This is a genomic window from Chitinibacter sp. FCG-7 (assembly GCF_040047665.1).
Classification (GTDB): domain Bacteria; phylum Pseudomonadota; class Gammaproteobacteria; order Burkholderiales; family Chitinibacteraceae; genus Chitinibacter; species Chitinibacter mangrovi.
Map to the genome: position 1 here is coordinate 3,066,308 of NZ_CP157355.1, position 12,510 is coordinate 3,078,817.

Genomic DNA, 12,510 nt, shown 5'->3' on the forward strand with positions numbered 1-12,510 from the left:
GGGGAGACAGAGTGGGGGATGAAACGCACTCGCTTCCCTTCGCCGGTATTAACCGGATCAGGTTCCAAGGGTGTTTCTCATCCGGCTAAAACAACGTAGCCAGAACCCCTAGCGATATGAATGAATGTGAAATTAAAAGAGTTGTGGGATAATTGCAAGATATATTCGATTAACACAGGCCAAGAACGGCCAAGCTTTGAGGTGACGCAAACATGGATTGGGAAAAAGCACGTTATTTACTGGTAGAACAACAAATCCGCCCATGGAATGTATTGGACTCCAAAGTTCTTGAGCGCGTTCTCAATACCCGCCGTGAAGACTTTGTACCTGCCGACAAAAAAGAGTTGGCTTTTGTTGATGTAGAGTTGCCGCTGGGTAATGGTCAATTGATGCTGGCTCCGAAAGTGGAAGCTCGTTTGCTGCAGGAAGTGGCACTGAAAGAAACTGATAAAGTGCTGATCGTTGGTGCTGGCACTGCTTACCTGACTGCACTGGCGGCTGGCCTCTGTGCGCAGGTAGTTGTCATCGAGGCAGACACCAAGCAAGCCGAGTTGACCAATGCCGCGCTCAAGGCTGCAGGGATCAAAAATGTAAGCATCGAAGTAGGGGCAACCCTGACTAGCAAGCAGGGCCCATTTGATGTAATTATTGCTGCGGCTTCATTTGAAGAAGTGCCTGCAGATCTGATGCAGCAATTGTCGGCTGAAGGCCGCCTGATCGCCATTTTGGGGCAAGAACCAATAATGCATGCCACGGTATTTGTCCAGGGTAAAACTGCAGTCAATCCCAAGCAGGTTTTTGATTACAATCTACCCCGTTTCAGTGTGAGCACACTGCAATTTGCCTTTTAATTGCTCACTCTTTGAGCATGCTCGTGGCATTATCAGGCAGACTTGATGTTTATCATCCAAAACCCGCGCTTTTGCGGGTTTTTGCCTTTAATCGAGTATGAATTTGATACAGATTAGGTAGAATGTGCGGCTTGTATTTGCGATATGTAAGTTAATTATCAAGCTGCATCTTGTTTGAGCTGTCGGGCTTGAAATGATTTGAGAATTTGAATTGGGCTGTGTTGTCCGCATGAGGTTATCGCCGTCAAAATTTAGCTGCTCTTGTGCGTAATGCAAGAGCGGGCTCCACGGTGAAGTAGCGTAGCGGATTTGCATGGTTACATATTGATTGGATGCGTTATAAATGACAATTTTAGTTACAGGCGGCGCTGGATTTATCGGCGGCAATTTTGTGTTGGACTGGCTGGCGGGTACGGATGAAGCCGTGGTCAATGTCGATAAACTGACGTATGCCGGTAACCTCGATACCCTGCAAGGGCTGCAGGGCGATACCCGGCATGTTTTTGTGCGTGCCGATATTGGTGATCGCGACGTGATGGGCCGTTTGCTGGCTGAGCACAAACCACGCGCGGTGATCAATTTTGCGGCCGAATCGCATGTCGATCGCTCGATTCATGGCCCCGGTGATTTTATCCAGACTAATGTGGTCGGTACTTTCAATCTACTCGAAAGCGTGCGCGCTTATTGGAATGAGCTGCCAGCCGATGACAAAGCAGCTTTCCGCTTTTTGCACGTGTCTACCGATGAAGTGTACGGCACGTTGGAGGCCGATGACCCGCCGTTTTCTGAAACCAACACCTACGAGCCCAATAGCCCGTATTCGGCATCGAAAGCGGCTTCAGATCACCTCGTCCGCGCCTGGCACCATACCTACGGCCTGCCAGTATTGACAACCAATTGCTCAAATAACTACGGCCCATATCATTTTCCCGAGAAGCTGATTCCGCTAGTGATTTTGAATGCGCTCAATGGCAAGCCATTGCCAATTTATGGCGACGGCCAGCAGATTCGTGATTGGCTGTATGTGAAAGACCATTGCTCGGCAATCCGCCGCGTATTGGAAGCGGGCAAAGTAGGTGAAACGTATAACGTCGGTGGCTGGAATGAAAAAGCCAATCTGGACGTGGTGAAGACCATTTGCAGCCTGCTCGATCAATTGCAGCCGCGCACTGATGGCCAAGGCTACGCTGAGCAAATTACTTATGTAACCGATCGCCCGGGCCATGATCGCCGCTACGCGATTGATGCGCGCAAGCTTGAACGGGAATTGGGCTGGAAACCGGCCGAAACCTTCGAATCGGGCATCCGTAAAACGGTGGAATGGTATTTGGCCAATCAAGGCTGGGTGCAAAACGTCACCAGCGGTGCATACCGTGAGTGGGTATCAACCCAGTACGGAGTCTAATCATGGCCTCTCAGGCAATACCCAAGATATTGGTGACGGGTAAAAATGGGCAAGTTGGGTTTGAATTGCAACGCAGCCTTGCGGTACTGGGCGAGGTGATTGCGGTTGATCGCGAAGAATGTGATCTGAGTAATCCAGAGGCCATTCGTGAGCTCGTGCAGCGCGTTCGCCCCGACATCATTGTTAACCCTGCCGCGCATACTGCGGTCGATAAAGCCGAATCCGAAGTTGAGCTCGCCACGGCGCTGAACGCGACTGCACCACTGGTGTTCGCCGAAGAAGCAGCTAAAATCGGCGCTTTGCTGGTTCATTATTCGACGGATTATGTGTTTGATGGTTGCAAAGACGGCTGGTACAGCGAAACCGACACGCCCAATCCGCAGTCGGTCTACGGCAAAACCAAGCTGGCTGGCGAGCTGGCAGTTGCGGCCGCCAACCCGCGCCATCTGATTTTCCGTACCAGCTGGGTCTTTGGCGCGCATGGCAGCAATTTTCTGAAAACCATGCTGCGGCTGATGCAACAGCGTAACGCACTCAACGTGGTGGCCGATCAGTTTGGCGCGCCAACCTCAGCCAGCCTGCTGGCCGATGTGACGGCGCAAATTATTGCGCAGTATCTACGTTGTGCCAACCAAGCCGGATTTGCCTACGGCACTTACCACCTGGTTGCCGGCGGAGAAACCAGCTGGCATGGGTATGCTTCGCTAGTTAATGATATAGCTGCCCTGCAGGGCTATACCCTCAAGATCGCTCGTCATGATATTAAAGCGATTCCGAGTAGCGACTACCCAGTACCCGCGCCACGCCCTGCTAATTCGCGCTTAGATACGCAAAAAATCCAGACGGCATTTGGCTTGAGCTTGCCGATGTGGCAAGCAGGCGTGCATCAGGTGATGACCTTGCTCAAGCAAGGATAAATGCGCTGCCGCAACTTCAATTTCAGGACACACACAATGGCCAATCGTAAAGGCATTATTCTCGCGGGTGGATCGGGCACACGCCTATACCCCGCTACGATCGCAGTTTCGAAACAACTCCTGCCGATCTACGACAAACCGATGATCTACTACCCGCTGAGCACCCTGCTGCTCGCGGGGATTCGCGATATCCTGATCATCTCAACTCCGCAAGACACGCCGCGTTTCGAGCAATTGCTCGGCGACGGCAGCCAGTGGGGGATCAAGCTGCAATACGCCGTGCAACCGAGCCCGGATGGCCTGGCGCAGGCATTTATCATCGGCGAAGACTTCATCGGTCAGGACAATGTAGCGCTGGTGCTGGGGGATAATATTTTCTACGGGCATGAATTTGCCGGATTGCTCAAAGAAGCCGCTGCCAAAGAGCAGGGGGCCAGCGTATTTGCCTACCATGTGCATGATCCTGAGCGCTATGGTGTGGTTGACTTTGATGCGAGTGGCAAAGCTTTGTCGATCGAAGAAAAACCGCTTAAACCCAAATCGAATTATGCTGTGACCGGCCTGTATTTCTACGACAACAGCGTCGTTCAGATTGCTAAAAATATCAAACCATCACCGCGTGGCGAGCTGGAAATCACCGATGTGAACGGTGTGTATCTCGCCCAGGGGCAGCTGGATGTACAAACCATGGGCCGTGGCTATGCCTGGCTCGATACCGGCACTCATGAATCCATGCTGGAAGCCAGCCAGTTTATCCAGACGATTGAAGCGCGCCAAGGGCTGAAAGTCTGCTGTCCGGAAGAAATTGCCTATCGCCAGGGCTGGATTGGCGCTGCGCAAGTAGAGCAATTGGCGCAACCGCTGAAGAAAAATGCCTACGGCCAATATTTGCTGCGCATGATTCAGGAAAAGGTGTTTTAAGAATGAATGTGATTGATACCGCCATCCCCGACGTAAAAATCATCGAGCCTAAAGTGTTTGGCGATGAACGTGGCTTTTTTTACGAGAGTTTTAACCACGCCAAGTTTGAAGAAGCGATTGGTCGTAAAGTTGAATTTGTACAAGACAACCACAGCAAATCGGTCAAAGGTGTTTTGCGCGGCCTGCACTATCAGATCCAACACCCGCAAGGCAAACTGGTGCGCTGTACGCGCGGCGAAGTATTCGATGTAGCGGTGGATTTGCGCAAGTCTTCAGCCACATTTGGCCAGTGGGTGGGGGTGACGCTCAGTGAGGAAAACAAACGCCAGCTCTGGGTTCCGGAAGGGTTTGCACATGGCTTTGTTGTGGTGAGCGAAGTAGCCGAATTTCTGTATAAAACGACAGATTACTGGTTTCCGGAGCATGAACGCAGTCTGCTGTGGAATGACCAGGATCTGGCTATTGCCTGGCCTGAGCTAGCTGCAGCGCCTAGCTTGTCAGCCAAAGACCAGGTTGGTGTTGCATTTAAATCGGCCGATACCTTTGAGTAGAACCATGAGCATGATGTCTTGCGGGCAGACCGATTGCTGCGGCTGCTAATATGCTTTTCGCTGATTATGGTGTAAGGAGTTTGGCTTGAATACGTGTCGTGTCGCAGTGTTGATGGCGACGTGTAATGGCATAACCTATGTCAAAGCCCAGATTGACTCGATTTTGCAGCAGGAGCATCTGTCCGTTACCTTATTCATCAGTGATGATGAATCAACCGATGGTACTTGGGAATATTTACAGTCCTGCAACCATGAGCAGATTGTTGTCTTGAGCCGCACAGGTGGATTTGGCACCGCTGCGGCTAATTTCTTTCGTTTGATCCGCGATGTGCCGTTGGCCGGTTTTGACTATGTCGCCCTGGCTGATCAGGATGATCTTTGGTTCCCCGGCAAACTAAAGCGCGCCACTGCCACGCTAGAGCGTCTTGGTGCCGATATCTATTCAGGTAATGTCGTGGCATTTTGGCCCGATGGGCGAAAAATGCTGATCAACAAGGCGCAGCCTCAAAGACAGTGGGACCATCTGTTTGAGGCTGCCGGACCTGGTTGCACCTATGTGCTGCAGATCAAAGTAGCATGTCAGTTGCAGGCTTTTTTGCACGTCGAGCAAGTAGCTTCGACAAATATTGTCTTGCATGACTGGCTGATTTACGCCTGGGCTCGCAATCTGGGTTTGTTGTGGCATATCGATCAAGAACCCATGATGCACTATCGTCAGCATGCCAATAATGTCGTCGGAATTAATCAGGGAATTCGTGCCGCGATCAAGCGAATAGGCAAGTTGCGCGATGGCTGGTATCTGAGGCAAATTCGATGTATTGCCGATATGATCGGGTTAGCTGGCGCGCCACCTGTTCATTGGCTTAATCAGATTGGTTTTTTCAATAAGTTACGGCTAATCATGGCCGTTACCGATTGCCGACGGCGCTTTCGGGATAGACTCGGGTTTATTTTATTTATCGTGCTACTTCGCTGATATGTCAGATAAATTTTTAGTGACCGGTGCGACCGGATTTGTCGGTCAGGGCCTTATTGCCATGCTCAAACGCCAGGGCGCGCCATATTGTGCTGTTGCAAGGCGAACTGCCGCTGATACTGCCATTATCCCTTCCATCGATGGGAAAACCGACTGGCAAGCATTGCTGCCGGGGATTGGCATCGTTGTTCATACTGCTGCGCGTGTTCATCTGCTTGCTGATGACACTGCAAATCCACTGGCCGAGTTTAGAAAAGTGAATGTTGAAGGGACTTTGAATCTGGCTCGACAAGCGGCACAGGCTGGAGTACGTCGCTTTATCTTTATCAGCTCGATCAAGGTACATGGCGAAAAAAATCACCATGGTCTACCGTTTAGCGCCGATGACCAGCCCAGACCAGAAGATGCTTATGCCATTTCAAAATATGAAGCAGAGCAAGGTTTGCTTGAATTGGCCAGAACAAGCGGAATGCAGGTGGTGATCATTCGCCCGCCGCTCGTCTATGGTATTGGAGTTAAGGCCAATTTTGATCTGTTAATGAAGGCGATTATCCGTGGTATACCGCTGCCACTGGGCGCTATCAGCAACCGACGCAGTTTTGTCGCGCTGGACAATCTGCTTGATTTGATTTGGACCTGCGCGCATCATCCTGCGGCAGCAAATCAGGTTTTTCTGGTCAGTGATGGCGATGATCTCTCTACGCCAGAATTGATCAGCCGTCTGGCATTTGCTTTGAAAGTGCCTGCCCGATTGATTTCTGTGCCAGTGAGTTTATTCAGGAGCCTGGCTTATTTGCTGGGCAAAAAGAAGATGTCCAGCCGTTTGTGCGACTCTCTGCTGCTTGATATCGATAAAACTTGCCGGATATTGCAGTGGTATCCTCCGGTTACGATGGCGCAGGCGTTGGAAGAAACAGCCAAATTTTATCAATCACAGCGGTGAGTGGCGGCATGAACACCATTTGGATTACACAATGAAGCGCTTACTGGACATTGCGTTTGCAACCGTTTTACTCGCCCTGTTTGTACTGCCGATCATTGTGATTGCCATCTGGGTAAAAGCCAGCTCCTCGGGCCCGGTATTGTATTGGTCAGATCGTGTTGGTATGGGAAATCGTCTTTTTCGGATGCCCAAGTTTCGGACCATGCTCACTGATACCCCTGTTCTGGCCACCCATCTGCTCGATAATCCGGATCGTTATCTGACGCCAATTGGTAACTTTTTGCGCAAATCTAGTCTGGATGAATTACCGCAATTATGGTGCATATTAATTGGGCAGATGAGTTTTGTTGGCCCCAGACCGGCATTATTCAATCAAATCGATCTGATTGAGTTGCGAACATCATCGGGCGTTCATCAACTTTTGCCAGGTTTGACCGGATGGGCACAGATTAATGGCCGTGATGAGTTGCCAATCCCTAAGAAAGTCCAATTCGATGTAGAATACCTGCAAAGAAAGTCGCTCTGGTTTGATATTAAAATTCTGTTTATGACCCTGTTTAAAGTGCTTCGGCGGGAAGGCGTTTCACACTGATTTTATGTGCTGCAGGAAATTGCCGCTTTTGCTCGATTTCATTGCTTTAGCAGAGTCACCTTGTTGTTATTGCAAAAGTTTTTTGATCAATTTGCCCTGTGTAATTGCCGGACTAATACTGGATTAACGTGTTTGATATGTTAATGAAAGCAGTAGCATTGCCCCGCATCATCAAAAGCCTGATTATTCTCGCTGCAGACTTTGTACTTTTACCTTTGGCATTATGGGCTGCCATCTCCTTGCGCTTGGACAATTGGGCTTATCCACTGCAGTATGACTGGTGGGTATTTTTGCTCCCTTCAATTATTGCAGCGCCACTTTTTATCCGTTTTGGCCTGTATCGCGCAGTGATCCGCTATATCGAGGATCGGGCTGTGATCACGATTCTGACTGCAGTCACCTTGGCGACGCTGTTTTTTGTCGCCGCGTTGCAGCTATTTCAGATTACCGGCGTGCCGCGTGGCTCATTGCTCATTTACTGGCTGCTGGCTCTGATCATTATCATTTCTAGCCGCTTTGCTGCCCGCTCCATTTTGCGCAAATTCGCGCCCTTTGCTTCCGAACGAAAGCGGGTTTTGATTTATGGTGCTGGCAATGCAGGCCGTCAGCTTGCCGTGGCTTTACGTGCAGGGCATGAATACGAGCCGATAGGTTTTGTTGACGATGCGGTTGAGCAGCAAGGCTTGCAAATTGGCGGCTTGAAAGTGTTTAGCAATGAGCAAATGCTGCAACAAATCGAGTACCAGGAGGTATCACAGGTTTTGCTGGCGATTCCCTCTGCGTCGCGTTCGCGACAAATCGAGTTGGTTAATCAGCTGGAACCACTCGCGGTAGAGGTGCGGATATTGCCGAGTATGGCTGATCTGGTGAATACCGAAATCCGGCCGATCGAAGCCCGGCAGGTGGGAGTGGACGAGCTCTTGGGTAGAGAGCCGGTGCCGCCTAATAAAGAGTTGTTGCGTCGAAATATTAGCGGCAAAGTGGTGATGGTCACTGGTGCAGGTGGCTCGATTGGTGCCGAGTTGTGTCGGCAGATCATTAAAAATCAGCCCAGTGCGCTGGTACTGTACGAATTGTCCGAATTTGCACTGTATTCAATTGAGCAGGAATTAATTCACACCATACGTGACCAGGGTTTGGACATTTCGCTGCATCCGGTACTGGGCTCGGTACAGAACGAGATGCGTTTAACGGCGATTATGTCGCGCTATGAGGTGAATTCGGTTTATCACGCCGCAGCCTACAAACACGTTCCACTGGTTGAATTTAATGTCACCGAAGGCATTTTGAATAACACTTTTGGCACTTATGCGGCTGCAGCCGCAGCGATCGAGGCCGGCGTTGAATTGTTTGTACTGATTTCCACCGACAAAGCCGTGCGGCCGACCAATGTCATGGGGGCGAGCAAGCGGATGTCAGAGCTGATTTTGCAAGCCTTTGCCTTGATGCAAAAGTCCTCAACCCGCTTCTGTATGGTCAGATTTGGCAATGTGCTTGGCTCCAGTGGCTCGGTGGTGCCGGTGTTTCGCAAGCAGATTGCGGCAGGTGGCCCGGTGAAAGTGACTCATCCAGAAATCAACCGCTTTTTTATGACCATTCCGGAAGCTTCGCAGCTGGTGATTCAGGCGGGGGCGATGGGTGGTAATGGCGAGGTGTTTGTGCTGGATATGGGCAAACCCGTGCGCATTGTCGATTTGGCGCGCCGCATGATTCACCTGAGCGGTTTTAAGGTCAAAGATGATACGACGCCGCATGGCGATATCGCCATCGAGTTTTCCGGCCTGCGTCCCGGTGAGAAGCTCTATGAAGAATTGCTGATTGGCGACAATGTCAGCGGCACCGAGCATCCGCGGATTATGAAAGCCAATGAAGGCTGTTTAAGTCCGGATGAACTGGCTCAGGTGATGGCCGATCTGGGCGCGGCCTGTGCGGCGAATGATTCGCGGCGGATTATCGAAATCCTGCAAGAGTGCGTTGCGGGCTTTAAGCCTGATCAGGATGTGCGTGATCATTTGTATGAATTTGAGGATTAATGTTTGGTGGGTATTGCTCTGTAGAGCAATTGCAGTATGACCTACAGGGTAATACCCATTCTCGTTTTATAATCTGCACAGATTAAACCAGTACCACATCAAACTGCTCTTGCGAGTACGCGCTTTCCACCTGCAGATAAATCGGTTTGCCGATGAAATCAACCAACTGCGCCAGATTGGCCGATTCTTCGTCCAAGAACATATCAATCACGGCTTGTGAGGCCAGAATGCGGTACTGGCTGGCGTTAAACTGCTTCGCTTCGCGTAATATCTCGCGCAAAATTTCATAGCAAATCGTTTGCGGGGTTTTCACTTCGCCGCGTCCCTGGCAAGTGGGGCAGGGCTCGCACAGGATGTGCGCCAGTGATTCGCGCGTGCGTTTGCGCGTAATTTCAATCAGCCCCAGGCTGGTGAAGCCGCTGACGGTGATTTTGGTGCGATCACGTGCCAGTGCTTTTTTCAGCTCGGTAATCACGGCGTTTTTGTGTTCTTCATTATCCATGTCGATAAAATCAACAATGATAATGCCGCCCAGATTGCGCAGGCGCAGCTGACGCGCGATTACCTGCGTCGCTTCCAGATTGGTTTTGAAAATCGTGTCGTCAAACGAGCGCGTGCCAACAAAGCCACCGGTGTTGACATCCACCGTCGTCATCGCTTCGGTCTGATCGATAATCAGATAGCCGCCAAACTTGAGGTTGACACGTCGGCTCAGCGCGCGCTCGATCTCGGCTTCAACACCATACAGCTCGAACAGCGGCCGCTCGCCCGCGTAATGCTGGATTTTAGGCAGCACGTCGGCGACAAAGCGTGCGGCGAATTCGCTCATGCGACCAAAATTTTCCCGGCTATCGACGTGGACGGTTTCGATTTCTTCGGTGACCATATCGCGCAGGACGCGCAATTGCAGCGATAAATCCTGAAATAGCAGCGATTTGGCCGGCTTGGTTTGTGCGCTTTGTTTGATATCGGCCCAGATCAAATTGAGGTAATCAATATCGGCGCGCAGCTCGTCATCGGACGCATGATCTGCATTGGTGCGAATAATGTAGCCGCAATGATCCCCGGGCAAGAGCGTTTCCATGCGTTTACGCAGTTGATCGCGCTCGGCGTCGTCACCGATGCGTTGCGAAATGCCGATGTGATTGTCTTGCGGCAAAAAGACCAGAAAACGGCCCGCGATGCTGATCTGGGTCGACAGGCGCGCGCCTTTGGTGCCGATCGGATCTTTGATGACTTGCACCATCACCGCCTGACCTTCGTGCAGAATGCGCTCGATCCGCTGCACTTCATTTGGATTTTGCCGCTGTTGGATAACGTCGGCAATATGCAGAAAAGCCGCGCGCTCCAGCCCGATTTCGATAAAGGCGCTTTGCATGCCGGGCAAGACGCGCTTGACCATGCCCAGATAGATATTGCCGACCAGGCCCCGGTGTGCGGTGCGCTCAATATGGATGTCCTGCACCACGGCGTCTTCAATCGTTGCGACGCGGGTTTCTTGCGGGGTGATATTGACGAGAATCTGTTCTTTCATAGGGCTTGTTAAATCCGCTGCGTACCGGGGTTGATCAGAAGTAAAGCCAGGTCGGTGAATTCGTTCCAGACATCGCCATCGCCAATGCCCTTGATCAGGCCATCGATCCGGCGGGCGAGCTGCAGGGCGGCTTTCAGGCGTTTGGCATTGACGCGGCTGGCCGCCGCTTCGATAAAGCGCTGCTTATTGCCCCAGATGCGCAAATCTTTGGTCAGCTGCGCTGCGGCAACGCCGCGCGAGCGCCCCTGGGCAAATTTGTACAGTGTTCGTGTTTCTTCGGCGAGCGCCCAGAGCACCAGCACTGGCGATTCGCCCTCGGCGCGCAGCCCGGCCAGCATATGGCAGACGCGGCTGGCGTCGCCGCTGAGCACCGCTTCGCCGAGGTTGAAAACGTCGTATCGTGCCACATTGGCCACCGCAGCTTCCAGCTCGGCCAGCGTCAAGACGCCTTTGGGGTGCAGCAGGGCGAGTTTCTGGATTTCCTGATGTGCCGCGAGCAGATTGCCTTCGACGCGGTCGACCAGCCAGGTCATCGCGTCGTCAGCCAGGCTTTGCCCTTGCAGGCTAAGGCGCTGATTAATCCATTGTGGTAGGGCGCTGCGCTCGATCAGCTTGGCTTCGATCACTTCGCCCGCTTTCGCCAGCGCCTGCATCCATTTGCTATTGAGTGCAGTTTTGTCCAGCTTGGGTAGCGTGATAATGGTGAGTATATCGCTGGGAAGGTTGCTGGCAAAGCTCTCCAGCGCTTTACCCCCCTCAGTGCCGGGCTTGCCATTGGGAATGCGCAATTCCAGCAAGCGCAGTTCGGCAAAAAGCGACATGGTCGCGCCGCTGGCTTGCAGCTGCGACCATTGAAAATGGGCGGCGTTCTCCACCGTGAGTACTTCGCGTTCGCTATAGCCTGCCTGACGCGCCGCATCGCGGATGTGTTGCGCCGCTTCCAGCGCCAGCAGCGCCTCGTCACCGTGGATGACATACAGCGGAGCCAGCCCGCGCTGCAGCGCCCGGGGGAGTTCGTCAGGGCGCATTATTGGCCTGTCGCGTTGCTACTGTTTGCTGCAGACGCGTTGCCCGCATTTTTGGCCGCAGCATTAATCCGGCGGATAATCTGCCCGGCTGCATCGCGCTGCATTTCGCGAATCAGGCTTGCTTCTTCGGCTTCCTTGGACAATACGCTGTTCTCATCCCAGGAAATATTGCGCTGTAAGGAGATTGCGTTGTCGTCGATCAGCGTTTCGCCCACTTTGCTGGCGCTAAAGTGCAGGCGGTAATACAACCGATATTCGGCGACCTGACCGCTGCTATTGACGCTCAGTACCTGCTTATCCATGCCTTCGGACAGGATCTGGATGGTGATTTCAGGCGTTGGCGAATTCAGGTCGATTTTCATTAAACCGAGCTGGCGGCTTAAATCCTGAAAGGCGCCGCCATTACCGATCAGCTTGGCGCTGGCAAAGGGCAGCGTTGAGTTTGGACCCTGACCGCGCAGATGAAAGCCGCACGCCATCAGGCTCAGGCTGAGTAGGGCGGCTAGCAGGGTGCGAAGGTGCAAAGGCATGAAAACTCCTTGTATTTAAACTTGTCGATGACTTGATTGTGTATGCAGTTTTCAATCAAGTCCTGCTGCAATTTTCAAATGCAGTTCTGATCCAATTTCACAGATGCAATGCCAATACAGTCGCCGGTTTGGGTAAGTGTCTTGCTTTGAAGCTGCCCAGCGGTCAATGTTTCGGCTGGTGTCGCTAAAACCGGCCGCTGGGCGTACGATTTGCCCGCTGTTGCGCTGC

12 protein-coding genes and 1 riboswitch are annotated in these 12,510 nt (G+C 52.0%); of the genes, 9 read left to right on the plus strand and 3 right to left on the minus strand.

Annotated elements, in window-relative coordinates; translation table 11 throughout:
• Positions 1-17: 17 nt before the first annotated feature.
• Positions 18-120: riboswitch (TPP riboswitch) on the minus strand.
• Positions 121-212: 92 nt separating this feature from the next.
• The 9 genes from ABHF33_RS14480 to ABHF33_RS14520 all read left to right on the plus strand — a co-directional run bounded on the left by ABHF33_RS14480 (position 213) and on the right by ABHF33_RS14520 (position 9,189).
• Positions 213-851 carry a protein-L-isoaspartate O-methyltransferase family protein gene (locus ABHF33_RS14480; RefSeq protein WP_348944607.1) on the plus strand — a complete coding sequence of 213 codons (639 nt, stop codon included), beginning with the start codon at positions 213-215 and terminating at the stop codon, positions 849-851.
• A 343-nt stretch (positions 852-1,194) separates the two neighbouring features.
• Complete coding sequence (rfbB, locus tag ABHF33_RS14485; RefSeq protein WP_348944608.1) at positions 1,195-2,256, plus strand: dTDP-glucose 4,6-dehydratase; 1,062 nt, start codon at positions 1,195-1,197, stop codon at positions 2,254-2,256.
• 2 nt (positions 2,257-2,258) lie between these two features.
• Positions 2,259-3,173, plus strand: a complete 915-nt coding sequence (gene rfbD, locus ABHF33_RS14490; protein WP_348944609.1) for a dTDP-4-dehydrorhamnose reductase — start codon at positions 2,259-2,261, stop codon at positions 3,171-3,173.
• A gap of 36 nt (positions 3,174-3,209) precedes the next feature.
• A complete protein-coding gene (gene rfbA, locus ABHF33_RS14495; protein WP_348944610.1) occupies positions 3,210-4,094 on the plus strand; it encodes a glucose-1-phosphate thymidylyltransferase RfbA in 885 nt (294 codons plus the stop codon).
• A gap of 2 nt (positions 4,095-4,096) precedes the next feature.
• The gene (rfbC, locus tag ABHF33_RS14500; RefSeq protein WP_348944611.1) at positions 4,097-4,645 is read left to right on the plus strand and encodes a dTDP-4-dehydrorhamnose 3,5-epimerase; all 549 of its coding nucleotides are present in this window, start codon (positions 4,097-4,099) and stop codon (positions 4,643-4,645) included.
• 112 nt (positions 4,646-4,757) lie between these two features.
• Entirely contained in the window at positions 4,758-5,621 is an 864-nt protein-coding gene (locus ABHF33_RS14505; RefSeq protein WP_348946640.1) for a glycosyltransferase, read from the plus strand.
• Between the two features lies 1 nt (position 5,622).
• Positions 5,623-6,564 carry a UDP-glucose 4-epimerase family protein gene (locus ABHF33_RS14510; protein ID WP_348944612.1) on the plus strand — a complete coding sequence of 314 codons (942 nt, stop codon included), beginning with the start codon at positions 5,623-5,625 and terminating at the stop codon, positions 6,562-6,564.
• 31 nt (positions 6,565-6,595) lie between these two features.
• Positions 6,596-7,156 (plus strand): sugar transferase, encoded by a 561-nt coding sequence (locus ABHF33_RS14515; protein WP_348944613.1) that lies wholly within the window; start codon positions 6,596-6,598, stop codon positions 7,154-7,156.
• A gap of 143 nt (positions 7,157-7,299) precedes the next feature.
• Entirely contained in the window at positions 7,300-9,189 is a 1,890-nt protein-coding gene (locus tag ABHF33_RS14520) for a nucleoside-diphosphate sugar epimerase/dehydratase (protein WP_348944614.1), read from the plus strand.
• A gap of 82 nt (positions 9,190-9,271) precedes the next feature.
• Here ABHF33_RS14520 and rng read toward each other — a convergent pair whose 3' ends face one another.
• From rng to lptE, 3 genes are read right to left on the minus strand one after another with little or no spacing between them, the layout of a single operon-like run.
• Positions 9,272-10,723 (minus strand): ribonuclease G, encoded by a 1,452-nt coding sequence (gene rng / locus ABHF33_RS14525; RefSeq protein ID WP_348944615.1) that lies wholly within the window; start codon positions 10,721-10,723, stop codon positions 9,272-9,274.
• 8 nt (positions 10,724-10,731) lie between these two features.
• Positions 10,732-11,751, minus strand: coding sequence for a DNA polymerase III subunit delta (holA, locus tag ABHF33_RS14530; protein ID WP_348944616.1), 1,020 nt, complete (start codon positions 11,749-11,751; stop codon positions 10,732-10,734).
• Positions 11,751-12,281 (minus strand): LPS assembly lipoprotein LptE, encoded by a 531-nt coding sequence (gene lptE, locus ABHF33_RS14535; RefSeq protein WP_348944617.1) that lies wholly within the window; start codon positions 12,279-12,281, stop codon positions 11,751-11,753. The genes holA and lptE overlap by 1 nt, the downstream gene beginning before the upstream one ends.
• Positions 12,282-12,510: the final 229 nt, after the last annotated feature.

Excerpts from the sequence above, each read along its gene's own strand:
- ABHF33_RS14480 (WP_348944607.1), top strand. The coding sequence starts at position 213 with ATGGATTGGGAAAAAGCACGTTATTTACTGGTAGAACAACAAATCCGC.
- rfbB (WP_348944608.1), top strand. The coding sequence starts at position 1,195 with ATGACAATTTTAGTTACAGGCGGCGCTGGATTTATCGGCGGCAATTTT.
- rfbD (WP_348944609.1), top strand. The coding sequence starts at position 2,259 with ATGGCCTCTCAGGCAATACCCAAGATATTGGTGACGGGTAAAAATGGG.
- rfbA (WP_348944610.1), top strand. The coding sequence starts at position 3,210 with ATGGCCAATCGTAAAGGCATTATTCTCGCGGGTGGATCGGGCACACGC.
- rfbC (WP_348944611.1), top strand. The coding sequence starts at position 4,097 with ATGAATGTGATTGATACCGCCATCCCCGACGTAAAAATCATCGAGCCT.
- ABHF33_RS14505 (WP_348946640.1), top strand. The coding sequence starts at position 4,758 with ATGGCGACGTGTAATGGCATAACCTATGTCAAAGCCCAGATTGACTCG.
- ABHF33_RS14510 (WP_348944612.1), top strand. The coding sequence starts at position 5,623 with ATGTCAGATAAATTTTTAGTGACCGGTGCGACCGGATTTGTCGGTCAG.
- ABHF33_RS14515 (WP_348944613.1), top strand. The coding sequence starts at position 6,596 with ATGAAGCGCTTACTGGACATTGCGTTTGCAACCGTTTTACTCGCCCTG.
- ABHF33_RS14520 (WP_348944614.1), top strand. The coding sequence starts at position 7,300 with ATGAAAGCAGTAGCATTGCCCCGCATCATCAAAAGCCTGATTATTCTC.
- rng (WP_348944615.1), bottom strand. The coding sequence starts at position 10,723 with ATGAAAGAACAGATTCTCGTCAATATCACCCCGCAAGAAACCCGCGTC.
- holA (WP_348944616.1), bottom strand. The coding sequence starts at position 11,751 with ATGCGCCCTGACGAACTCCCCCGGGCGCTGCAGCGCGGGCTGGCTCCG.
- lptE (WP_348944617.1), bottom strand. The coding sequence starts at position 12,281 with ATGCCTTTGCACCTTCGCACCCTGCTAGCCGCCCTACTCAGCCTGAGC.